At 61.2% G+C, this 21,990-nt stretch carries 20 protein-coding genes; 16 read left to right on the top strand and 4 right to left on the bottom strand.

Features of this window, described 5'->3' with window-relative positions; translation table 11 throughout:
• Nucleotides 1–31: 31 nt before the first annotated feature.
• Entirely contained in the window at nucleotides 32–622 is a 591-nt protein-coding gene (locus G9Q80_RS03270) for a TetR/AcrR family transcriptional regulator (RefSeq protein WP_043144486.1), read from the bottom strand.
• 398 nt (nucleotides 623–1,020) lie between these two features.
• Between G9Q80_RS03270 and G9Q80_RS03265 the strand changes: the two genes are divergently transcribed.
• The 8 genes from G9Q80_RS03265 (at nucleotide 1,021) to G9Q80_RS03230 (ending at nucleotide 9,225) form a co-directional block, all read left to right on the top strand.
• On the top strand, nucleotides 1,021–1,782 hold the full coding sequence (locus G9Q80_RS03265; protein ID WP_315900706.1) for a FadR/GntR family transcriptional regulator: 762 nt from the start codon (nucleotides 1,021–1,023) through the stop codon (nucleotides 1,780–1,782).
• Complete coding sequence (locus G9Q80_RS03260; protein ID WP_043144485.1) at nucleotides 1,775–2,923, top strand: aminotransferase class I/II-fold pyridoxal phosphate-dependent enzyme; 1,149 nt, start codon at nucleotides 1,775–1,777, stop codon at nucleotides 2,921–2,923. The genes G9Q80_RS03265 and G9Q80_RS03260 overlap by 8 nt, the downstream gene beginning before the upstream one ends.
• 53 nt (nucleotides 2,924–2,976) lie before the next feature.
• Nucleotides 2,977–4,227 carry an ABC transporter substrate-binding protein gene (locus G9Q80_RS03255; protein WP_088716490.1) on the top strand — a complete coding sequence of 417 codons (1,251 nt, stop codon included), beginning with the start codon at nucleotides 2,977–2,979 and terminating at the stop codon, nucleotides 4,225–4,227.
• Between the two features lie 17 nt (nucleotides 4,228–4,244).
• A complete protein-coding gene (locus tag G9Q80_RS03250) occupies nucleotides 4,245–5,156 on the top strand; it encodes a carbohydrate ABC transporter permease (protein ID WP_223306257.1) in 912 nt (303 codons plus the stop codon).
• Nucleotides 5,156–5,998 (top strand): carbohydrate ABC transporter permease, encoded by an 843-nt coding sequence (locus G9Q80_RS03245; RefSeq protein WP_052244657.1) that lies wholly within the window; start codon nucleotides 5,156–5,158, stop codon nucleotides 5,996–5,998. Before G9Q80_RS03250 ends, G9Q80_RS03245 begins: the two co-directional genes overlap by 1 nt.
• Nucleotides 5,999–6,002: 4 nt before the next feature.
• Nucleotides 6,003–7,061: an ABC transporter ATP-binding protein gene (locus G9Q80_RS03240; RefSeq protein WP_088716492.1), complete on the top strand. Its 1,059-nt coding sequence runs from the start codon at nucleotides 6,003–6,005 to the stop codon at nucleotides 7,059–7,061.
• Nucleotides 7,062–7,174: 113 nt separating this feature from the next.
• Complete coding sequence (gene dgoD / locus G9Q80_RS03235; RefSeq protein WP_088716493.1) at nucleotides 7,175–8,323, top strand: galactonate dehydratase; 1,149 nt, start codon at nucleotides 7,175–7,177, stop codon at nucleotides 8,321–8,323.
• On the top strand, nucleotides 8,317–9,225 hold the full coding sequence (locus tag G9Q80_RS03230; protein WP_198550030.1) for a dihydrodipicolinate synthase family protein: 909 nt from the start codon (nucleotides 8,317–8,319) through the stop codon (nucleotides 9,223–9,225). Before dgoD ends, G9Q80_RS03230 begins: the two co-directional genes overlap by 7 nt.
• Nucleotides 9,226–9,256: 31 nt before the next feature.
• Here G9Q80_RS03230 and G9Q80_RS03225 read toward each other — a convergent pair whose 3' ends face one another.
• Both G9Q80_RS03225 and mdeB read right to left on the bottom strand, forming a co-directional pair.
• Complete coding sequence (locus G9Q80_RS03225; RefSeq protein ID WP_088716494.1) at nucleotides 9,257–10,540, bottom strand: 2-oxo acid dehydrogenase subunit E2; 1,284 nt, start codon at nucleotides 10,538–10,540, stop codon at nucleotides 9,257–9,259.
• An 11-nt stretch (nucleotides 10,541–10,551) separates the two neighbouring features.
• Nucleotides 10,552–13,212 (bottom strand): alpha-ketoglutarate dehydrogenase, encoded by a 2,661-nt coding sequence (gene mdeB / locus G9Q80_RS03220; protein ID WP_088716495.1) that lies wholly within the window; start codon nucleotides 13,210–13,212, stop codon nucleotides 10,552–10,554.
• A 135-nt stretch (nucleotides 13,213–13,347) separates the two neighbouring features.
• On the opposite strand from mdeB, the gene G9Q80_RS03215 reads away from it, so the two are divergent.
• Nucleotides 13,348–13,809, top strand: coding sequence for an Lrp/AsnC family transcriptional regulator (locus tag G9Q80_RS03215; protein ID WP_043144544.1), 462 nt, complete (start codon nucleotides 13,348–13,350; stop codon nucleotides 13,807–13,809).
• 36 nt (nucleotides 13,810–13,845) lie between these two features.
• Here the strand turns inward: G9Q80_RS03215 and G9Q80_RS03210 are convergent, their stop codons facing one another.
• Nucleotides 13,846–15,045, bottom strand: coding sequence for an NAD(P)/FAD-dependent oxidoreductase (locus G9Q80_RS03210; RefSeq protein WP_088716496.1), 1,200 nt, complete (start codon nucleotides 15,043–15,045; stop codon nucleotides 13,846–13,848).
• A gap of 91 nt (nucleotides 15,046–15,136) precedes the next feature.
• Between G9Q80_RS03210 and G9Q80_RS03205 the strand changes: the two genes are divergently transcribed.
• The 7 genes from G9Q80_RS03205 to G9Q80_RS03175 are packed head-to-tail and all read left to right on the top strand — an operon-like array spanning nucleotide 15,137 to nucleotide 21,968.
• Nucleotides 15,137–16,108 (top strand): creatininase family protein, encoded by a 972-nt coding sequence (locus tag G9Q80_RS03205; RefSeq protein WP_198550031.1) that lies wholly within the window; start codon nucleotides 15,137–15,139, stop codon nucleotides 16,106–16,108.
• Nucleotides 16,109–16,111: 3 nt separating this feature from the next.
• Nucleotides 16,112–16,918 carry an ABC transporter ATP-binding protein gene (locus G9Q80_RS03200; protein WP_069211757.1) on the top strand — a complete coding sequence of 269 codons (807 nt, stop codon included), beginning with the start codon at nucleotides 16,112–16,114 and terminating at the stop codon, nucleotides 16,916–16,918.
• Nucleotides 16,899–17,762, top strand: coding sequence for an ABC transporter permease (locus tag G9Q80_RS03195; RefSeq protein ID WP_088672476.1), 864 nt, complete (start codon nucleotides 16,899–16,901; stop codon nucleotides 17,760–17,762). The genes G9Q80_RS03200 and G9Q80_RS03195 overlap by 20 nt, the downstream gene beginning before the upstream one ends.
• 5 nt (nucleotides 17,763–17,767) lie before the next feature.
• Nucleotides 17,768–18,958 carry an amidohydrolase family protein gene (locus G9Q80_RS03190; RefSeq protein WP_088716542.1) on the top strand — a complete coding sequence of 397 codons (1,191 nt, stop codon included), beginning with the start codon at nucleotides 17,768–17,770 and terminating at the stop codon, nucleotides 18,956–18,958.
• The gene (locus tag G9Q80_RS03185; RefSeq protein WP_088716498.1) at nucleotides 18,955–20,319 is read left to right on the top strand and encodes an FAD-binding oxidoreductase; all 1,365 of its coding nucleotides are present in this window, start codon (nucleotides 18,955–18,957) and stop codon (nucleotides 20,317–20,319) included. Before G9Q80_RS03190 ends, G9Q80_RS03185 begins: the two co-directional genes overlap by 4 nt.
• Nucleotides 20,320–20,341: 22 nt before the next feature.
• Complete coding sequence (locus G9Q80_RS03180) at nucleotides 20,342–21,352, top strand: ABC transporter substrate-binding protein (RefSeq protein WP_088716499.1); 1,011 nt, start codon at nucleotides 20,342–20,344, stop codon at nucleotides 21,350–21,352.
• Between the two features lie 22 nt (nucleotides 21,353–21,374).
• Nucleotides 21,375–21,968 carry an NAD(P)H-dependent oxidoreductase gene (locus tag G9Q80_RS03175; RefSeq protein WP_088716500.1) on the top strand — a complete coding sequence of 198 codons (594 nt, stop codon included), beginning with the start codon at nucleotides 21,375–21,377 and terminating at the stop codon, nucleotides 21,966–21,968.
• Nucleotides 21,969–21,990: the final 22 nt, after the last annotated feature.

Here is a 21,990-nt window from a genome sequence, read left to right as displayed (position 1 = left end):
AGGCAGGTTGCGCTGGTCTGCACCAAGCCTGTCACGGGGCAAGCCCCTTGCAAATCAGCGCATGGGCTTCGTCCACGACACGATCAATGTCCGGTGTCTCTTCCCAAAGGACATAGCGATCGCCAAGGGCTTTCGACAAGCCCATCAGGGCCCAGGCGCGGACTTCGGCGTCGCCCGAGGAAATCTCTCCTCTGGTTTCGGCCGAGCGCAGGCCCGCGGCATAGGCTTCTGCGAAACCTGAGAAATAGTCGCGGTAGGCGACCGGGTCGACAAAGCGCGCCTCTTCGACGATGCGGTAGAGCGTGGGGCGTTCCTGCACGAACATTAGGAACGCCCTGAGGCCTGCCCGCTCTGCTTCAAGCCTGTTCGGTGCGCCCGCAATGGCTTGGGACATGATCGACCGCGTGATGCGCCCCATTTCCAGGACCAGCTCGTGGAAGATTTCCTCCTTGCTCTGGAAATAGATGTAGAACGTCCCAAGCGCGGTATCTGCGGCACGCGTGATCTGGGCGATAGAAGCGGCAGAGAACCCGTGTTCCCCCATGACCATTTCCGCCGCTCCGAGAATCTTCGCCCGTCGGTCCTGCCCGCGCTTGGTTTTCGGTATGGATGCACTTCTCATAGAAACATGAATACTGAATCATGTTTCAATTTCAAGCTAATTTCCTGCCCTCGTCTCGAAGCAACGCGGGGGCAAAGGCCGTGGCCTTGTATCTCGGCAGGACGAGAGCGGGGACGGCACATGCAGTCGCCTTGAGTGTCTCGATGGGCGAGCACTTGCGTGTTCTCAACGCGAACAGCGCCTGCCTTGCCCCGGCGTCTTTGTGCTCTCTTCTCTGTGCGGAGAAATTCAGCCCCACGGCGGGAATCGCTGCCGGAGGCAGGCCCCGTTTGTCCGCGTATTTGGGGCACAAAGGGCCACCAGAGCGACCCATACGCAAGAAATTTGCAGCCAAAAAAAATCGGATTTTCAATCGCCTATGGCTTTGATCAAGCATTGTCAGAGTAAGTTTGGCATTTATGTCAGACAAAGATGTTGACTTGCTCAGACAATGTTTCAATGCTGTGCGAATGATCAGGAATGCAACACGAAGTGGCACCGGAAAGGCGCGCGAAGTCCTCAATCGGATTGCCGAGATGATCGCGGAAAACGGCATCGGCGTCGGCGACCGTCTCCCGCCTGAAACGGAGTTGGCAAAGGCCTTGGGGGTCGGACGTTCGACGGTGCGCGAGGCCTTGCAGGCCTGGCAGAGCCTCGGGATCGTGACCCGGAACAAGGGTGCCGGAACCGTGTTGCGGGCGCCGATAACCACCAGTTCGCTGCACCTGCCCATCGCGATCACGCTGGAGGCGCAGAGCCTGCAGCGGATGCTTGAGGTCAGGCGGCCCTTGGAGGCCGACGCCGTGCGACTTGCGACTCTGCGCGCGACGGACCGGCAACGGCACGAAATCATGACGAGCTGCTACAAGCTGATGGACATCTGGCGCAGCGGACAGGACTGGCGGCAAGCCGATCACGCCTTCCATGCGACCATTCACGAGGCAACGGGAAACCCCCTGTATAAACAGTTGGTCGACCAGCTGCAGGGGGCTTTCCACTCGGTCTACGAGGCGCCGCTCGGCGAGCCCATGCTCGGGACGGATACGATCCCCCTGCACATCGAAATGGCCGAAGCCATCTGCGCCGGCGACGCCGACCGCGCAGCGGAACTCATGCACAAGATCACGGACCTGACAGGCAGGGACGTGGAGAAGATCATCGGAGACGGCGCGGATGCGTGACGAGGACTTGAAGACACAACTTTCGCGACCGCACGGCGGCGACTTTGGCTCGGTGACGCCGCCGATATACCAGACGTCGCTGTTTACCTTCGACGATTTCACGGCCTTCGAGGCGCGCATGGCAGGTGAAAGTGACCGGGCCCTGTATACGCGGGTGCAAAATCCCACTGTCGCCAGTTTCGAGGCCATGATGGCCAAGGCTGAACAGGGGGAGGCGGCGGTTGGTTTTGCCTCGGGGATGGCGGCGATTTCCTCGACGCTCTTTGCGCTGCTCAAACCGGGCGACCGGATGGTCTGCATCGACCATGTCTATCCCGACGCCTATCGATTGATGGAACGGATGCTGCGCCCGTTCGGCATCGAGATCAGCTATCACTCTGGCGCCGAGATCGAGTCGGATCCGGACCTGCTCCGCGGCGTCGATGTCGTCTACCTGGAAAGCCCCAATTCCATGATGATGGAGGTGGTCGATCTTCAGAAGGTGGCAGCGCATGCGAAACGGCACGGTTGTATTTCTGTCATCGACAATTCCTGGGCGACCCCGGTGTTCCAGAACCCCCTGACCCTCGGGATCGACATCGTTCTGCATTCGGCAACGAAATACATTTGCGGGCATTCCGACACCGTTGCCGGTGTTGTCATCTCGTCCGCCAAGTACATCGGCATGTTGCGCGACCTGACCTTGCCCCTGTTGGGGGGGAAGCTGGCGCCAATGGAGTCCTGGCTGCTGGTCCGAGGGCTGCGTACGTTGCCTGCGCGGATGCGCGAGCACGAGCGGACCGCGAATATCTTTGTCGACCGGCTGAGTGTTCTTCCGCAGATCAAGGCAGTGAATTCGCCGGGTCCGAACGATGTGCCCGGGCTGAAAGGGCGTTCGGGGCTGATGTCCATCGAATTCGCCCCGGAAGTCGACGTCCGCCGCTTTGCAAATGAGCTGACCCTTTTCCACTTCGGCGTCAGCTGGGGCGGGTTCGAAAGCCTTGTCCTGCCTGCGGCGGTTGCCCTTGCACAAGAAGGGGCGACCAATTCCCTGAAACGGTTCGGCGTCCCCGATACGATGGTTCGCCTGTCTCTCGGCCTCGAGGAGGCCGAGGCGCTCTGGTCGGATTTCAAATCCGCACTGGACAAGGCGACCGCGTGAACCCGGCCGAAAAAAATGGCCGAGCAATTCAATCAATAACTGGGAGGAAAGTTATGAAGAGACTAGTCGCAAGTACCGCTTTGGCGGCAATCATCGGGTCCGGCGCCTATGCCGCCGACCTGAAGCTGGTCGAGGTGATCACCAGCCCGGAAAGAACCGAAACGCTGAAAAGCATGGTCGCGGAATGGGAGGCGCAAACCGGCCACACGGTCGAAATCGTGTCCCTGCCCTGGGGCCAGGCCTTTGAGAAATTCGCCACGATGGTTGCCGGCGGCGATATTCCGGACGTTGTCGAAATGCCCGACCGTTGGCTTGGGCTGTATTCCGACCGGCTGATGGACCTTGGTCCGCACTTCGAGACCTGGGAACATGCCGATACGCTTACCCGGACGACCATCGACATGGGGTCGGCCACAAAGGGCGGCAAGCTCAAGGAAATCCCTTACGGTTTCTACCTGCGCGCCATGTTCTACAACAAGGAGATGCTGAAAGAGGCAGGGTATGACGCCCCGCCCGCAACGCTGGAAGAGTTCCGCGAGATTTCGGCCAAGATCTCTGAACAGGACGGCAAATACGGCTATTGCCTGCGCGGTGGCCCCGGCGGCCTGAACGGCTGGATGATGATGGCCATGACAATGCGCGGCGCGCAGAATTATTTCGACGAAGACGGGAAAAGCACGCTCAACACGCCCGAGGCGGTTGCGGGGCTGCAATTCCTGATCGACCTCTACCAGGATGGACTGGCACCGCGGGACTCCGTTTCCTGGGGCTTTAACGAGATCGTCGCCGGGTTCTACTCGGGCACCTGCGCCTTCCTCGATCAGGATCCCGATGCGCTGATCGCGATTGCCCAGCGGATGGAAAGTGACCGTTTCGCAGTCGCGCCGATGCCGAAAGGCCCGGATGGCCTGTCCTTCCCGACTATCGGTTATGCTGGCTGGGCCGCCTTCGACAGCACGGATCACAAGGACGAGGCCTGGTCGCTGATCGGGCACCTGTCGAACCCGGAATCGAACATTGCCTGGGCCAAGCGCGTCGGGGTGATCCCGATCCACAAGGGCGCCGACCAGGATCCGCATTTCCGCAGCGAACAGTTCGCTGGCTGGTTCACCGAGTTGAACGGCGATGCATGGCAGCCGATGAGCATGCCGACCTACCTCGAAGGCTTTGGCTATTTTGCCGACTCGCTGGTTCTCGAAACCTCGCAGCAGGCGCTGCTGGGTCAGATTTCCGTCGAGGAAATGGCGGACGAATGGGCTGAGTACCTGACCGAAGAGTACGGCAAATGGCAAGCCGACCAATAACTTCGCCAGAAAAAGTCGTGTCCGGGGAACCCCGGACACGATTTGGCCGGGCCTACTTCCGCTACGCGGTCGAGCCTTGGCTCTATGCATCGCCGGCGATCCTGCTGATCTGTTTCGTCATGCTCATCCCGCTGGCGATCGGCATTGCCTACTCGGTGCAATCCATCAACCTTCTCAAGCCGTTTGACACGGGATTTGTCGGGCTGGAAAACTTCCGCGACCTGGCGGATGACAGAAAGTTCTGGCGCGCTCTGAACAATACCTTCTGGTGGACCTTCGGTTCGGTGACTCTGCAGTTCCTACTGGGGTTGGGTCTTGCGTTGCTGTTGTCACGTCCGCTTGTCGGCAAGCGTTTTGTCCAGGCGGTTGTCTTTCTGCCCTGGGCGGTGCCGACCTTCCTTATCGCGCTGACCTGGTCCTGGCTGCTCAACCCCGTGATCGGACCCCTGCCGCATTGGTGGGCCGCCATCGGGCTGCTGGACGAACCCTATAACATCCTGTCGAACCCGGACACGGCGATCTGGGGACCGATCATGGCCAATGTCTGGTACGGGATTCCCTTCTTTGCCATCACTTTGCTGGCCGCACTGCAATCCATCCCGGGAGAACTCTACGAAGCCGCCGAAATCGACGGCGCCTCGCGGTGGCAGTGCTTCACCAAGATCACGCTGCCCTTCCTGGGGCCGATGATCGCGATCACGGTCATGCTGCGCGCCATCTGGATCGCCAATTTCGCCGACCTGATCTACGTCATGACCGGGGGCGGCCCCGCGGATTCCACGCAGATCCTGTCCACCTACATCTTCACGACCGCGTTCCGTAAGCTCGACTTCGGCTATGCCTCTGCAATCGCGGTGGCGCTGCTGGGCGTTCTTTTCATCTACGCGGCGGTTCTGCTCTTCGTAAGAGCCAAGCTGGTGAAATTCTGATGTCCAGAAGACCACAAAACAACACGCTGCTCACGGTGGGAAAATACGCCGCCGTTGCGGGGTATGTCGGCTTTGCCCTGTTCCCGCTCTATTGGCTGCTGAAGATCGCCCTGACCCCGGACCAGTTGATCTACTCCGAGGGCACCGCTTTCTTTCCGTCCTCGGTCACGCTCGAGAACTTCAAGACGGTGATCCTCGCCTCGGATTTCCTGAGCTATTTCGGCAATTCGGTGATCGTGTCACTGTCAACGGCCGCGGTTACCGCGCTGATCGCGGCCGCGGCGGGCTATGCGTTCTCGCGGTTTCACTTCCGCGGCAAGCGCTGGATCATCGCGCTGATGCTTCTGACGCAGATGTTTCCTTTGCTGATGATCATCGCACCGATCTACAAGATCGTCGCGTCGCTGGGGATGCTCAACTCTCTGACCAGCCTGATTGTCGTCTATGTCGCCTTCAACATCCCCTTCGCGACATTCCTGATGCAAAGTTTCTTTGACGGGATTCCCAAGGATCTCGAAGAGGCGGCGATGATCGACGGCTGCACCCGGTTCACCGCCCTGCGGAAAGTCGTCCTGCCTTTGACCCTCCCGGGGCTGGCCGCGACATTGGGTTTCGTTTTTACCGCGGCATGGTCCGAACTGCTGTTCGCCTTGATGCTGATCAGCTCGAACGACTCCATGACCTTCCCGGTGGGGCTATTGACCTTCGTCAGCAAGTTTTCCGTCGATTGGGGGCAGATGATGGCGGCCGGTGTGCTGGCCCTTGTCCCGTCCTGTCTCTTCTTCCTGTTCATCCAAAGGTACCTTGTTCAGGGCCTCACAAGCGGCGCCGTGAAAGGATAAGTACATGGCCGGAATGGAACTCAAATCCGTGCGCAAGAGCTATGGACGTGTCGAGGTCCTGCGCAATATCGACCTCAAGATCGAGGACGGCGAATTCGTCGTCCTGGTGGGCCCTTCTGGCTGCGGGAAATCCACCCTGCTGCGGATGATCGCCGGTCTTGAAACCATCAGTGGCGGGGAATTCAGCATCGGGGGGCGGTCCATGAACGACATCCCGCCCCGTGACCGGGATATCGCCATGGTGTTCCAGAGTTACGCGCTTTACCCGCATATGTCGGTGTCGCGGAACATGGGGTTCTCGATGGAAATCCGTCGCGAACCCGCCGCCAAGCGGCAAGGTCCGATCGAGGCGGCGGCCAATACGCTTGGCCTCAACAAGCTGCTGGAAAGGCTGCCCAAGGAACTCTCCGGGGGACAACGCCAACGCGTGGCCATGGGCCGTGCGATCGTCAGGGATCCCAAGGCGTTCCTCTTCGACGAACCGCTGTCCAATCTGGACGCGGCGCTGCGGGTCGAGATGCGGCTTGAAATCGCGCGTTTGCACCAGCGTCTTGGTGCAACGATGGTCTATGTCACCCATGACCAGATCGAAGCCATGACCCTTGCGGATCGGATCGTTGTCCTGAACGGCGGCGACATTCAGCAGGTCGGCTCGCCGCTCGAACTCTACGAGCGTCCGGCCAACCTCTTTGTGGCTCAGTTCATCGGCTCGCCGAACATGAACGTGTTGGAGGTCTCTCCCGAGCAGGGAGTGATTTCACTGGGCGACGGACAAAGCCTTCGCGGCCCCGACAACGCCCGCCACCTGGGCATCCGGCCGGAACACATCGAAATCGCGCAGGAGCGGGCCAATGTCACCGCAGAGGCCCTCGTCGTCGAGCGGCTTGGCGCGGATACCAACATCTACGCCCGGGTGCCGGGATCGGGTGACATTGTCGTGCGCACAAACGGCAATACAGAGCTTAAACCCGGAGACAACCTGCCGCTGCGTTTTCCCGAAGGCAGGTTGCACTTCTTTGATCAGGACGGTGACGCGATCCACCAGGGTCCGGCGCTACACTAGGTTTGGATCCGCTGTTCGGCTTGAATGGCCCTGCCTGCGGGCAGGGCCTGGCCTGGCCGTGCGAACCCTATGCCAGAACATTCCCAAATCCCCGGATGACAAGAGGCCGGACCGTGAAGATCACCAAGCTGACAACCTACCTCGTTCCGCCGCGCTGGCTGTTCCTGAAAATCGAAACCGACGAAGGACTGACCGGCTGGGGTGAACCCGTCCTGGAAGGGCACGCGGAAACGCTTGCCGCCAAGATCGCGGAGCTTTCGGATTTCCTCTGCGGGCGCGACCCGCTGCATATCGAAGATATCTGGCAATCGCTTTACCGCAATGGATGCTACCGTGGCGGCCCGGTCCTGATGAGCGCCATCTCCGGCATCGACATGGCGCTTTGGGACATCAAGGGCAAATACCACGACGCGCCGGTCCATGCCCTGTTGGGTGGCCCGGTACGCAACCGGGTGCGCACCTATTGCTGGATCGGCGGCGATCGCCCGCGCAACCTGATCGAGGGGGCAAAGGCGCTGATGGACGCGGGCTATGATGCCTGCAAGATGAACATCTGCGACGAGCTTCAGATCGTTGACAGCTATGGCCGGATCGACGGCATCGTGAAACGGCTGGCGGACCTGCGCGAAGCCGTGGGCACGCGGATGGATCTGGCCTTTGATTTCCACGGCCGGGTGCATGCCCCCATGGCCAAGATCCTGCTGAAAGAGCTGGAACCGCTGCGCCCGATGTTCGTCGAAGACGCGGTTGTTTCGGCGCAGGTGGACAGGATGGCGGATCTGGCTAGATCGACAACCATCCCGCTGGTCATCGGTGAACGGCTGCACTCGCGTTATGATTTCAGGCGGGTTTTCGAAACCCGCGCGGCCAGCGTGGTCAATCCGGATACCGCCCATGTGGGCGGGATTTCGGAAATGGTGCGCATCGGACATATGGCCGAGGCCTATGACGTGGCCCTGGCCCCGCATTGTCCGCTTGGTCCCATTGCCTTGGCAGCCTCGCTGCAAGTGGATGCGATCTGCCACAATGCGTTCATCCAGGAGCAGAGCCTTGGCATCCACTACAATCAGGGCGGTGACCTGACCGACTACGTCACCGACAAAGAGGTGTTCAAAGTCGAAAACGGGTTCATTTCCATTCCGCAAGGTCCGGGGCTTGGTATTGAACTTGACGAGGACGTCATCACCGAACGCGCCGCCCAGGGGCATCGGTGGAGGGCGCCGGTCTGGCGCCATGCGGACGGATCGATCGCAGAATGGTGAATCCGATGATCTTTCAGGGCGTGCATGCGGTCCTGTTCGCGCTGTTCCGGGCCGATGAAACGCTGGACCATGACGCGATGGCCGCGCAGGTGGATTACTGTATCGACAAGGGCTGTCACGGGATCACCGTGCTGGGGCTTGCGACAGAGGTCCTGAAACTGACCCTTCCCGAGAGGCTGACGCTGATCGAGAGTGTCGGGCGCGCAGTTGGCGGGCGGGTGCCCTATTCCGTAACCGTTGCCGGCAACTCGGTGGCCGAACAGGTCACGCTTTGCCGCGCGGCGCAAGAGGCGGGCGCCGATTGGCTGATCCTGCAACCCCCGATGAGCGGAAACTTCGGCGCGGATGTCTACCTGGAATTCTTCGCACGGATCGCGGAGCAAACACATCTGCCGGTGGCTTTGCAGAACGCGCCCCAGTACCTGGGCCGGGCGCTGTCCGGCGATGACATCGCCCGGTTGCGCCAGCGATGTCCCAATGTGGTTGCCGTCAAGAGCGAGGATGCCGCGCTGGGGGTTCAGAACATCATTGCGACCGCTGGCGCAGGTATCCATGTGCTCGGCGGACGTGGCGGGCTGGAACTGACGGACAACCTGCGTAACGGTTGCGAAGGTTTTGTGCTGGCCCCGGATATTGCGCCGGTCGTGGCACGCGTGTTCGACCTATGGCAAAAGGGTGAACATGAGGCGGCGGAAACACTCTATGCCGCGATGCTGCCGGAAATCACCTTCGTGATGCAGTCACTCGAACACCTGATCACCTATGGAAAACGCGTTTTCGGTGTCGCGGCGGGCCTACCGATTCACGACCGGGCACCCTGCTTGCCGCCCTCCCCGCAGGGCCTCAACCTGATGCAGCGGTGGGCGCTACATCTGCAAGGTCTGGGCGCCCCGTCGCAGTAAACCGGACCGGGGCGCCGCCATCAAGTTCTGGTCACACCGACAGTCGGCGAAAGTCGCTCATGACCTCCGAGACATGACGCAGGAACCGCGCCGCTGCGACACCATCCACGACCCGGTGATCCCAACTCAGGCTCAAGGGCTGGATCAAACGCGGCTGGAAGGCAGAGCCGTCCCAGACTGGCTGGGTTTCGGCGCGTGTCATGCCCAGGATGGCCACTTCCGGCGCGTTGATGATGGGCGTGAATCCCGTGCCACCGACCCCGCCCAGCGAGGAAATGGTGAAGGTCGCCCCCTGCATCGCGTCGCGTTTCAACTTGCCTTGCCGTGCGCTGTTGGCGAGCGAGGCCATTTCGGCGGCGATCTCGCGCAGGCCCTTTCGGTCGGCCTCCTTGATGACCGGCACGACCAGACCCTCGGGCGTGTCCGCCGCGACGCCGATGTTCCAATAGTGTTTGAGCACGATCTCGTCACCGTCAAGCGACGCATTGAATCGCGGATGCGCTTTAAGCGCCGAGACCGCAGCCTTGACCGCAAAGGCCAGCATGGTGATCCGTGCATCGTCCGGGCCGGCTTCCTTGTTGAGCCGTTTGCGGAAGTCCTCAAGATCGCTCACATCGGCCTTGTCGAAGTTGCAAACATGCGGGATCAGTATCGCGTTGCGGGTCAGGCTAGGCCCTGAAATCCGGGCTATCCGGGACAGAGGTTCGCGTTCGATCGGGCCAAAGGCGGCGAAATCCGGCTTCGGCCAATCCGGCAGATCCAACAGAGCGGTCCCCTGTGGCGCTGTAGGCGGCGGCGCGGTCAGGCGTCTCTTGACGTAGGCTTCTACATCCTCGCGGGTGATGCGGTTCTTCAGCCCGGTGCCCTGGATCTCGTCGATGGCCACGCCCAACGTGCGGGCCAGTTTGCGGACCGAGGGCGAGGCATGAGAGGGCTTTCCAGGTGTTCCCGCCGCTGGCTCCGGCCTGTCAGCCTCCGGCGGGGATGCGGGCGCACGGCGCGCCTGCTCCACGGCTTTCGCATCCGGCACGGCGCGTGGCGTTTCTGCCACAGGAGCCGCTGCATCCGGATGAGCGGCGAGTTCCATCAACAGGACAAGGCTGCCCTTGCTGACCCTGTCGCCCTCGGCAACTTTCAACTCGGTGATTGTACCCGATTGCGGGCTGGGCACGTCCAGCGTGGCCTTGTCGGACTCGAGAACGATCAGCGTATCATCCTCGGAAACCCTTTCGCCGGCGGCCACCGGGATCTCGATAACCGGGACGTCGTTGAAATCGCCGATGTCCGGGACATGAATTTCGACCGTGTTGCTCATCCGGCTCTCCCTCACATCCGCCAGGGCGCATCGGCCGCTGGATCGATGCCCAGTTCACCTATGGCCTGCGACAGCACCGGGGCCTCGATGTCGCCCTTGCGCACCAATGCCTCGATGGCGGCAAGGGCGATATGCTGGCGATCCACCTCGAAGAAACGGCGCAGGGCGGCGCGGTTGGCAGAGCGACCGAAGCCGTCCGTCCCGAGGATCGTCATCCTTGTGTCGAGATAGGGGGCAATCTGGGCCGGAACCGCGCGCACGTAGTCGCTGGCCGCGATGACCGGCGCATCCCCGCCAATCATCCGTTCCACGTGCGAAGGTACCGAATTGCCCAACCGGCCCTGCCGTTCAGCTTCGGCTCCATCGCGTGCCAGTTCGCTGAAGGAGGTGACCGAATAGAGATCGCAGCCGATGCCATAACCTTGCAGGATTTCCGCGGCGGCAATGACCTCGCGCAGGATCGTGCCGGACCCCAGCAGCCGCACGCGCGGCCCGTCGGTGTCATTGCCACCCAGCCGGTACATGCCCTTGATGATGTCGCCCTCGACACCTTGCGGCATGCTGGGCTGGGCGTAGTTCTCGTTCATGACGGTGATGTAGAAGAACTCGTCGCGTTTCTCGTCCAGCATTCGCGTCATGCCGTGATCCATGATCACCGCCAGTTCATAGGCGTAACATGGATCGTAGGCCCGGCAATTGGGGATCGCGGCGGCGGCCAGGTGGCTGGACCCGTCCTGGTGCTGCAGCCCTTCACCCGACAGGGTGGTCCGCCCGGCGGTGGCCCCCAGAAGAAAGCCACGCGCCCGTTGGTCGGCCGCGGCCCAGATCAGGTCTCCGACCCGCTGAAAGCCGAACATCGAATAGTAGATGTAGATCGGCAGCAATTCGGTGCCATGCGTGGAATAAGCCGTGGCCGCCGCAGTCCATGAACTGATGGCGCCTGCCTCTGTGATCCCTTCCTCCAGAAGCTGGCCATCCGCCGTTTCCTTGTAGAACAGCATCGAATCCGCGTCTTCCGGCTCGTACTTCTGCCCGTTCGGCGCGTAGATCCCCACCTGCCGGAACAGATTGTCCATGCCAAATGTGCGTGCCTCGTCGGCGACGATGGGAACAAGGCGCGGGCCGAACTGCTTGTCGCGCAATAGCCCGCTCATCATCCGGACCGCCGCCATCGTGGTCGACATTTCCTTGCCGTCGGCCTCGGTCGCGAACTTCGCGAAGCCGGCCAGGTCGGGGCGGGCCGGGGCGGGAGAATCCGCGTGACTTGGCCGCCGCGGCAGGTATCCGCCAAGCGTCGTGCGGCGATCCTTGAGATAGGCGACTTCGGGGCTGTTGTCGCCGGGATGGAAGAATTCCAGCGCTTCGACCGACTTGTCCGACAGCGGCAGGTCGAAACGGTCGCGGAAGGCCTTGAGCGCCTCAATATCCAGCTTTTTCGCCTGGTGGGCAATCATCCGGGATTCGCCGGCGCCGCCCATGCCATAGCCCTTCTTGGTCTTGGTCAGGATGACGGTCGGGCGCCCCTTGTGGGCCTTGGCCGAGGCAAAGGCCGCGTGCAATTTCTTGAGATCGTGGCCGCCACGCTTCAGGCGGTGAATTTCGTCATCCGACATATGCGCCACCAGCGCCGCCGTGGCGGGATCGGCATCGAAGAACTTTGCCCGGTTGTAATCGCCGTCGCGCGACCCGAGGGTCTGGTATTCGCCGTCAACGGTTTCGGCGAAGCGGCGCAACAGGACGCTTTCGCTGTCGCGGGCAAAGAGATTGTCCCACTCCGACCCCCAGAGCACCTTGATCACGTTCCAGCCGGCCCCGATGAACAGGGATTCCAGTTCCTGGATGATCTGCCCATTGCCGCGCACCGGGCCGTCCAGCCGTTGCAGGTTGCAGTTGACGACAAAGGTCAGGTTGTCGAGCCCTTCGCGGGCGGCGAGGGTCAGCGCGCCGATGGATTCCGGCTCGTCCATCTCGCCATCGCCAAAAACGCCCCAGACGTGGCGGTCCTGCGTGTCCGCAAGGCCGCGGGCCTGAAGATAGCGCATGAACCGCGCTTGGTAGATCGCCGACATCGGCCCGATGCCCATCGACCCCGTCGGCATTTGCCAGAACTCATCCATCAGCCAGGGGTGCGGGTAGGAACACAGGCCCTTGCCCGGCACCTCTTGCCGATAGTTGGCGATGTCACTTTCGGACAACCGTCCTTCGAGGAAGGCACGGGCGTAGATGCCTGGTGCCGAATGTGGCTGGAAATAGACGAGGTCGCCGCCGAAATCGTCGCTCTTGGCGCGGAAAAAATGGTTGAACCCGACTTCGAAGATCTCTGCCGCGGAGGCATAGGAGGCGATGTGCCCGCCCAATTCGCCATAGGCCTTGTTGGCGCGCACCACCATCGCCAGCGCGTTCCATCGCATGATCGCGATGATCCGTTCCTCAAGTTGCAAATCGCCGGGATAGGCCGGCTGCTGAGACAGCGGGATCGTGTTGCGATAGGCCGAATAGGGTAGCCCGGCCGTGGTGACGCCCAGTCGGCGGGCATGGTCCTGAACACGGTTCAGAACGAACTGCGCCCGCTCCGGGCCCTCTGCCGTGGCCATGGATTCCAGCGAGTCCAGCCAGTCCCGCGTTTCTTCCGGGTCCGGGTCCTGGTGGGCGATTGCATCATGTCTGGACATGGGTTCCTCCGATTTTGGCGCAGATTAACCGTAGCGACTTGGCAGTTTGCGCCAATCTCGTTAGTAGTGCCCGAAAGTTTGGCAGACTGTGCCAAGAATTCCGTGTTCTTTGTTGGCATCTATCACGAGGCGGTCATGTTGGATCTGGACGAGATCGACCTGAAGATCCTGAACGAGCTTCAGGAGGACGCGCGTATCTCTCACCAGGTGTTGAGCGAACGGGTCGGCTTGTCCCCGTCGCCCTGTTCCCGCCGCATCCGCATACTGGAAAGCAAAGGGATCATCACCGGCTACAGCGCGCATATTGATGAGCGAAAACTTGGCTTTGCCATGAATATCTTTGTCTCGGTCAAACTTGCACATCAGGTCGACACCGGGCTTGTGAGTTTCGAACGTGCCATCAGACTATGTCCGGAAGTCGTCGATTGCTGGCTGATGACCGGCAATCGCGACTACCTGCTTCGGGTGTCGGTTCGGGATCTGGATGAGTTCGAACATTTCCTGACAGCGCGGCTGACCCGGATCGACGGCGTCTCGTCGATCGAGAGTTCGATTCCCATCCGACGAGTCAAAGGCGGCATGTCGCGCTTGACCTGACACGAGGTTATCGGGCGCGCTCAAACCGGCCATTTTCTACAGCAATGCTTTGAGATCGGCATCGGGATCGGAGACCTGCGCCTGTTCCGGCGACCGTCCCGCTTCGATCAAACGCTTGCCGATCATGTATCCGCGCGGGTCGTTCATCGCGTCGACAGCCAACAATCTTTCGCCCTGAAAGTACCAGTTCGACTGGCCGCCGCGCGCGGCCTGGCGGACGACGACACGGTCGTAGCCGGTGTTCAGACCGGCAATCTGCAGTTTGACATCGAACTGGTCGGACCAGAACCAGGGGTTCGGCACGTAGTCGGTTTCCTGTCCCAACATGTTGGCGGCAACCGCTTCGGCCTGGTCGATGGCGTTCTGCACGCTTTCCAACCGGATCATGTTTTCCCGGTAGGGCAGGCGCGTACAGTCACCTGCGGCCCAGATATTGCGGTCCGATGTTCGCCCGTACTTGTCCACTACAATGCCGCCATCACAGGGCAATCCTGCGTCCCGGGCCAAAGCGTCGTTGGGCTCGATGCCGATCCCGACGATGACGAAATCAACCTCCTGCGCTGTGCCATCCGAAAAGCGCGCGGTTATTGTCTTGTCGCGTTCAAGTCTGTCCAGTCCGATCCCTTCCCGGATATCGACCCCTCTGGTCTGATGCAGTGTCCGGAAGAAATCCGAGGTTTCGGGTGCCGCCACCCGTTGCAGGATGCGCGGTGCCATTTCGACCAATGTCACCGACAGGTCCGAATTCGCGGCAACGGCGGCCGCTTCGAGCCCGATATAGCCGCCGCCAATCACTAGAACCCTGCGCCCGGCCTGAAATTCTGGCGCCATGCGGTCCACATCCTGCACGTTGCGCAGATAGTAGACACCAGGCAAATCCCCACCGACTGCAGGCGGAAGGCGCCGTGGACGTGCGCCCGTGGTCAAGGCAAGCTGATCATATGCGAAGGCCTGGTTGTCGAGGAGGAGGCGCTTGGCGTCCCTGTCGATTTTCCTGGCCGAATGCCCACGGATCAAGGTGATACCCTGATCAGTGTAATAGCCCTCGGGCCTCAGGTAGAGCTGTTCGCGCGCCATTTCGTTTCGCAGGTATTTCTTGGACAAGGGCGGGCGTTGATAGGGAAGGTCCGGTTCTTCGCAGATCAGTGTGATCTCGCTGTCAGGGCACAGGCTTCGGGCCTTGGCCGCCAGTGCGAAGCCTGCCTGGCCGCCTCCGGCAATAACCAACTTCTGCATGTCTTCCTCCCGGGTGGTTTCCAGATTGGTTGCGTTCCGCTTTGCGCGGCATCGAGCCGCATGCGGAGCGTCGCGGAAATGGAAACCCGCAGTGATTCGCGGGTTTCGATGTTCATCATTCTGGAAAGATCTTTTATTTACAGAATGTTACATACCTTTACCAAATAGTTTGACCAATTGCTATGTTTTTCTCTACGCTTCGATGGAGGGAGGACAAAATGATCAAGATCAAACTGAGGCCTGTCAGACAGGGGTCCGCGAGATGAAGCGGTACTGGGCGGATTATTCCAGGCGCGCATTCGCGGAACTGGAACACGAACGCATCATCGCGGTTCAACCAATCGGGGCGATCGAGCAGCACGGCCCGCATCTGCCCATGTCCGTGGATGCCTGCACCGTCGATAACCTCGCAAAAAGACTGGCCCGGGCATTGCCGGATGACAGCCCGGTGCTGATCCTCCCGACACAGGCCGTCTGCAAGAGTGATGAGCATATCGACTTTCCAGGTACGCTGACCCTGACAGGCGAAACCTTTGGGCGTGTCCTGACCGAGATCGGGGCCAGCGTCGCACGCGCCGGAGTGCGCAAGATGGTCTTTCTCAACGGTCACGGCGGGAATATTCCTGCCATGGATCAGGCCGCGCGGGAGTTGCGCGTGTCGCAGGGGATGATGACCTTTTCATGCACCTGGGTCGGATTCGGAATGCCGGAGGGGATCTATTCCGCCGCAGAACGCGCCCACGGGATCCACGCGGGCGACATGGAAACATCGGTCATGCTGGCGCTTGACCCTGACAATGTGGACATGGGGCTTGCCCGTGATTTTCGGTCTCGCGGCCAGGATCTGGCTGAAAAGACTGACAATATCGGTCTTGGACGCGCTGTCAGGCCGGGTTGGAAAACACAGGACTTGAACACGGCAGGCGCCTGCGGCGAGGCACATCTCGCCACGGTCGAAAAGGGGGAGGCCACCCTTGATCACGCTGTGTCCGGTCTGGTCGCAGCAATGGCCGAGATCGACAGCATCCCGTTGTCCTGGCTGGACCGCAAACCGGAGACGTGAACGATGAATGACCTATCCAACCGGCCGGAAACGCCGGACCTGATCGATATCCGTGACGTGGACAAGACCTTTGGCAATGGCACCGTTGCCGTGCGGGACATGTCGCTGGGCATCAAGCAGGGCGAATTCGTCAGTTTTCTTGGCCCGTCGGGCTGCGGCAAGAGTACGGCGCTCAAGATGATCGCGGGGCTGTTGTCCGTGTCGGGCGGCAAGATCACCGTCAATGGGCATCCAGCCGGCCAAAGCAGCGACGGCAACGACATCGGTTTCGTCTTCCAGGAAGCAACTCTGATGCCCTGGGCGAACGTCTACGAAAATGTCTACCTGCCGCTGAAACTGCACGGGCTGAGCAAGTCCGAGGCACGCGAGCGGGTTGAAGAGGCGCTGTCGATGGTCGGGTTGGCCAACTTCGCCAAATCCTATCCGCGGGAACTGTCAGGCGGGATGCGGATGCGCGTGTCGATTGCGCGTGCAATGGTGACACGGCCCAAGCTGCTGTTGATGGATGAACCCTTTGCCGCGCTTGACGAGATGACCCGCGCAAAGCTGAACGACGAAGTTCTTGCCCTGTGGGAAAAGCACGGTCTGACAGTGATCTTCGTGACGCACTCGGTCTTTGAATCCGTCTACCTGTCCAGCCGCGTTGTCGTGATGGCGGCCCGGCCCGGGCGCGTGGTCCACGATATTCCATTGTCCGGCGGGTACCCGAGAAACGCGGAATACCGCATGACCACCGAATACACCGAGACCTGCAAGCGGGTCAGCAACGCCTTGGAAGGGACCATGACCAATGTCGATCTCAACCATTGATCCCCAGGCCGGCACCAAGCCGGTCAGCCCCGCCGTCGATCCGCGTGTCCTGCACGCGCGGCGCGAACGTCGCCTGCGGATCCTGTTACCGATCCTCGCGCTGACGCTGGCCATCGGCCTGTGGGAATTCCTGGTGTGGTACAACGAAGTGCCGCACTACCTGATCCCTGCGCCAAGCTTGATCGCCGAGACCCTGATCACCGACTGGGCATCTCTGATGCAAAGCGCGGCCTTCACCGTAAAGCTGACGCTGCTGTCTCTGGCGCTGGCCATTATTGGCGGCGTCAGTCTGGGTATGCTTTTTGCCCTGTCCCGACCGGTCGAGATGAGCCTGTTTCCCTTTGCGGTCATCCTGCAAGTGACGCCAGTCGTCGCGATCGCGCCGCTGATCCTGATCTATGTCAGCAACACTTTCGTCGCTTTGCTGATCTGTGCATGGATCGTCGCCTTTTTTCCGATCCTCTCGAACACAGCCATCGGGTTGCGCAGTGCCGACCACAACCTGCGTGACCTGTTCCGCCTTTACCAGGCCACGCCCTGGCAGCGGTTGCGGCATCTGCTGATCCCTTCGGCACTGCCCTATTTCATGGCCGCGCTGAAGATCGCGGGCGGCCTGTCCCTGATCGGCGCCGTGGTGGCAGAGTTTGTCGCGGGCACCGCCGGTCAGAACACCGGGCTGGCCTCACGTATCCTCGAATCCAGTTTCCGCAACGAGATTCCGCGGATGTTCGCGGCTCTCTTCCTCGTTTCCCTGCTGGGCGTCATCATCTTCCTGATCACCTCCTGGCTGTCCCGCGCCGTGCTGGGTCACTGGCACGAGAGCGAGATCAAGCGCGAAGGTTGATGGTGATGAATGCTCCTCAAATCCAGGGCGGAACCCTGACCGGCCTTTCGCTGGCCGGCAGGGACGGGACCTGGGACCTGACACACCAGGATGGCCGCATCGTCGTGCTACGGCCATCTACAACGACCGGCGGCGGCTTCGTGATGCCGCGCTTGGCGGACATTCACGTCCACCTCGACAAGACTTTTACCGCCGACCGGATGCCGCACCGCGCCCAGTCGCTGTTCGACGCCATCGACATGATGGCGGCTGATACGGCCAACTGGACGGTGGATGACCTGAAAAAACGGGCCGAAACCGGGCTGGCGCGGGCCTATGCCCATGGCACAGCGCTCATGCGCAGCCATGTAGACTGGCACGGCAAAGAGGCGCCCCTTGCCTGGAGCGTCCTGTCGGACATGGCACGGCAATGGCGCGGGCGGGTTGACCTGCAGCTGGCTTCGCTCACGCCGCTGGATGATCTGGTCGAGATCGGTGCGTCCGTGGCGAGGACCGTGCGAGAAGACGGCGGCGTTCTTGGCGCCTTTGTCTATCGCAACGAGGATCTTTGCCAAAAGATCCGCACGGTTTTCGACCTGGCCGAAAAACATGGACTCGATCTCGATTTCCACGTCGATGAAGGGTTGGAGCCTGAGGCGTGCGGCATTGATACGATCATCGCGGAAACGGCGCGGCGCAGCATGGCGGGGCATGTCTTGTGCGGACATGGATGCGCCCTGGCCGTGCGTGATCCGGATGAAGTGCGCCTCGTTCTGGAAAAGGGGGCCGAGGCCGGCGTTGGACTGACAGTTCTGCCCGGGGCCAACAGCTATCTTCAGGATGGCGGCCCAGGCCGGACGCCGCGCTTGCGCGGGCTGGCGCCCCTGCACGAGGCGAGGGCCGCCGGTATCCCGGTGATGATCGGTTCGGACAATGTGCGCGACGGTTTCTATCCCTATGGCGACTATGACCTCTGGGATGTCTACCGACTTGCGGTCCTGAACGGACACCTGCCGCATCACGACTGGCTGGAATCGATCAGTGCTGGGCCCGCCCGCTGGATGGGTCGCGATCTCGGTCTGCGCGAGGGCGCTCCGGCCTCGTTCATCCGGTTCGATGCACGCGGACCGGGCGACGCGTTGAGCCGGGCGGGCGCCAGGCGCGAGGTTTGGCAAAACGGCAGGCTGATTCCGGAATTTCAAGGAGATGACAGATGAACACGACCTGGGATCAGGCGGCTTTTGCAGCGGATCTGAACGGCATTCGCGCATACGACGATGAGAAATACCTAGCGGCGCGGTCGCATGACTATTTCTGGTACAGCCCAATCCTGAACGAGGAACTCAAGGACCTGCGGGGTGAGTTCCTGGTGATGCCGCAGACACTGGATGAGGTAATGCATGTCGCCTCTCTGGTGGCCCGGCACCGGGTGCCGCTGACTCTGCGCGGCGGCGGGACAGGGAATTATGGCCAATGCGTGCCGCTGGAAGGCGGCGTGATCATGGACCTGACACGCCTCGACAAGGTGATCGAGATCAAGCCCGGCCATGTCAGCGTGCAGGCGGGGGCTCGCATCTCGCGGCTGGACGATGCGGTACGTGAAACCGGGCAGGAACTGCTGATGTACCCCTCGACCCGGCAAATGGCGACAATCGGCGGCTTTCTCGCCGGCGGATCGGGCGGCATCGGATCCTTGCGGCACGGTATGCTGCGCGATCCCGGCAATGTCACCCACGTCAAGGTCGTCACGGTCGAACCTGAACCGCAGATCATCGAACTGCACGGTGACGAAATCCAGAAAGTGCAGCATGCCTATGGTACCAACGGCATCGTGGTCGAGATCGGCCTGGCCCTGACGGAGGCGACTGACTGGGTTCATACTGCCGCTCTCTTTGATGGCTATGACAAGGCGCTTGAATTTGCCACGAGGGCGCAGGGCGAAGGGTTCGATTGTTACCTGCTGACGGCGGTGGAGCGCCGGTTTGCCCCATATTACAAGAAGTTCGGCGATCTCTTTCCCGATGACCGCGATGCGATCTTTGCCATGGTTGCGCCAAGGGAAATGGCACGGTTCCAGGCCGAGGCCGAGCGCATGGGTGGGCGTATTTCCTTTGCCATGACCAAGCCCGAGATCCGCAAGGCCGGGCTGCAACCGGCCTATGAATGCGGCTGGAACCACACCACATTGCAGGCGCTCAAGGTCGACAAGGGGTGGACCTACCTGCAGGTCGCCTATCCGCGCCCCTTCGATCCGCAACTGGTGATGCGACAGATGGCACGCTACGGCGACGAGCTTTTCTGGCACCACGAAATGGCGCGCATGGACGGCGAGATCCAGATCTTTGCCCTGCCGCTGGTCCGCTATCGCGGCAAGGAAGAGACATACGAACTGATCCGGGAACTCGAGGAGATCGACGGTTGCACGATCTTCGATCCGCATGTCGTGACCATCGAGGACGGCGGCATGAAAGAGATCGACGACACGCAAATCGCCTTCAAGAAGCTGGCCGATCCCTACGGCCTGATGAACCCGGGCAAGACACGCGGCTGGAGCGCCGATATGGCGCGCGCCGACTGACAGGACCAACAAGGAGGAAACCATGAAAACGATGAAAACGGCCCTTGGAGCCCTATGCGGTATCCTGACGGCGGGCGCCGTCTGGGCAGACGATAAAGTGGTGTTTGGCACCAACTGGCTGGCGCAAGGTGGGCACGGTGGTTTCTACCAGGCCCTGGCCGACGGGACCTATGAGAAATACGGGCTCGACGTCGAGATCCGCCCGGGTGGTCCGCAGGTCAACAACCGCCCGATGCTGTCTGCCGGACGGCTGGATTTCTTGATGGCGGGCAACCTGCTCCTGTCTTTCGACAACGTGCGCAACGGCATTCCGACAACCGTCGTCGCGGCCTTTTTCCAGAAGGACCCGCAGGCGCTGATGGCCCATGCCGGGCAATACGAGGATTTCGCCGCGCTTGCGTCCGCGCCGACGGTTCTGGTTTCCAAGGACGGGCAGTTCAGCTTCTGGCAGTGGCTGGTCGACGAGCATGACTTCCAGGACGAACAGCTGCGTCCCTACGGCTTCAACCTGGCGCAGTTCCTCAATGACGAGGCGCTGGTACAGCAGGCCTACGGCACGGCAGAGCCGATCTATGCCGCCAATCAGGGGGCGGAGGTGGATACCTTCCTCCTCGCGGATCACGGCTGGAGCACTTACGCGACCACCATCGAGACCCGGCAGGAGCTTGTGGATGAGAACCCCGACCTGGTCCAGCGTTTCCTGGATGCCTCCATCGAAGGTTGGTACAACTACCTCTACGGGGATCGCACTGCGGCCTATGACGCCATCATCGCGGCCAACCCGGAAATGACCGTCGCCAAGTTGGACAAGGAAATGGCCCAATTCGACAAACTGGGCATCATTGATGTCGGCGAGGCGCTGGACCTGGGAATCGGTGCGTTGAGCTCCGAGCGGATTCAGGCCTTTCATGACCTCGCCGTGGAGTCGGGCATCATCGAAGCCGGAGCCGTGGATCTGTCAAAAGTGGCTGACACCAGTTTTGTCAACAAGGGCCATGGTCTGGACATCAAGTCCGCACTGACCGGCAACTGATCCACTCCGAGGAGCGCGGCCAATGCGGACACTCATCGTCTTTGCGCATCCAAGTGCCGAAAGCTTTGGTGCCGCGCTCCTCGACATGGCATGCTGGACGCTGGCGGGACAGGGGCACGACCTGCATGTGATTGACCTGTATCGCGAGGGGTTCGATCCGGTCCTGTCGACGGAGGACTGGTCGCTCTACCAATCACAGCCCGATCGCCTCGCCGACAAACTCCGCACACATGTCGACGCAATGCTTTGGGCTGAAAGCCTGGTATTGATCTATCCGACATGGATGTACGGCCCGCCCGCGATCCTCAAGGGCTGGCTGGAACGGGTCTGGCTGCCGGGCGTCGCTTTCGGCATTCCTTCGGCGAAAGGCAAGCGGCCCAGTGGCAATTTGCGGAATATCCGACGGTTCACTGTTGTCACAACCTCGGGGTCTCCCTGGTGGTGGCTGCGCATCATCCGTGACCCGAACAGATCGCTGATGATGCGGGGGTTCCGGATGTTGTTCAATCGCATGTGCCGGGTAACCTGGCTTCAATTGCATAGTATGAACCACAGGTCCAAATCTGACCGAGAGGCATTCCTGGGCCGGGTCGAACGTAAACTGGCGCGCATCTGATGCGCGCAAACCGAGGCGATAA

Source organism: Mameliella sp. LZ-28 (genome assembly GCF_012274245.1).
GTDB classification, from domain to species: Bacteria; Pseudomonadota; Alphaproteobacteria; order Rhodobacterales; family Rhodobacteraceae; genus Antarctobacter; species Antarctobacter albus.
This window is presented reverse-complemented; position numbering and strand designations above follow the sequence as displayed.

What these genes read in the sequence shown, in the direction of transcription:
- G9Q80_RS03270 (WP_043144486.1), bottom strand. Translation starts at nt 622, where the DNA reads ATGAGAAGTGCATCCATACCGAAAACCAAGCGCGGGCAGGACCGACGG.
- G9Q80_RS03265 (WP_315900706.1), top strand. Translation starts at nt 1,021, where the DNA reads ATGTCAGACAAAGATGTTGACTTGCTCAGACAATGTTTCAATGCTGTG.
- G9Q80_RS03260 (WP_043144485.1), top strand. Translation starts at nt 1,775, where the DNA reads ATGCGTGACGAGGACTTGAAGACACAACTTTCGCGACCGCACGGCGGC.
- G9Q80_RS03255 (WP_088716490.1), top strand. Translation starts at nt 2,977, where the DNA reads ATGAAGAGACTAGTCGCAAGTACCGCTTTGGCGGCAATCATCGGGTCC.
- G9Q80_RS03245 (WP_052244657.1), top strand. Translation starts at nt 5,156, where the DNA reads ATGTCCAGAAGACCACAAAACAACACGCTGCTCACGGTGGGAAAATAC.
- G9Q80_RS03240 (WP_088716492.1), top strand. Translation starts at nt 6,003, where the DNA reads ATGGCCGGAATGGAACTCAAATCCGTGCGCAAGAGCTATGGACGTGTC.
- G9Q80_RS03230 (WP_198550030.1), top strand. Translation starts at nt 8,317, where the DNA reads ATGGTGAATCCGATGATCTTTCAGGGCGTGCATGCGGTCCTGTTCGCG.
- G9Q80_RS03225 (WP_088716494.1), bottom strand. Translation starts at nt 10,540, where the DNA reads ATGAGCAACACGGTCGAAATTCATGTCCCGGACATCGGCGATTTCAAC.
- mdeB (WP_088716495.1), bottom strand. Translation starts at nt 13,212, where the DNA reads ATGTCCAGACATGATGCAATCGCCCACCAGGACCCGGACCCGGAAGAA.
- G9Q80_RS03215 (WP_043144544.1), top strand. Translation starts at nt 13,348, where the DNA reads ATGTTGGATCTGGACGAGATCGACCTGAAGATCCTGAACGAGCTTCAG.
- G9Q80_RS03210 (WP_088716496.1), bottom strand. Translation starts at nt 15,045, where the DNA reads ATGCAGAAGTTGGTTATTGCCGGAGGCGGCCAGGCAGGCTTCGCACTG.
- G9Q80_RS03200 (WP_069211757.1), top strand. Translation starts at nt 16,112, where the DNA reads ATGAATGACCTATCCAACCGGCCGGAAACGCCGGACCTGATCGATATC.
- G9Q80_RS03195 (WP_088672476.1), top strand. Translation starts at nt 16,899, where the DNA reads ATGTCGATCTCAACCATTGATCCCCAGGCCGGCACCAAGCCGGTCAGC.
- G9Q80_RS03190 (WP_088716542.1), top strand. Translation starts at nt 17,768, where the DNA reads ATGAATGCTCCTCAAATCCAGGGCGGAACCCTGACCGGCCTTTCGCTG.
- G9Q80_RS03185 (WP_088716498.1), top strand. Translation starts at nt 18,955, where the DNA reads ATGAACACGACCTGGGATCAGGCGGCTTTTGCAGCGGATCTGAACGGC.
- G9Q80_RS03180 (WP_088716499.1), top strand. Translation starts at nt 20,342, where the DNA reads ATGAAAACGATGAAAACGGCCCTTGGAGCCCTATGCGGTATCCTGACG.
- G9Q80_RS03175 (WP_088716500.1), top strand. Translation starts at nt 21,375, where the DNA reads ATGCGGACACTCATCGTCTTTGCGCATCCAAGTGCCGAAAGCTTTGGT.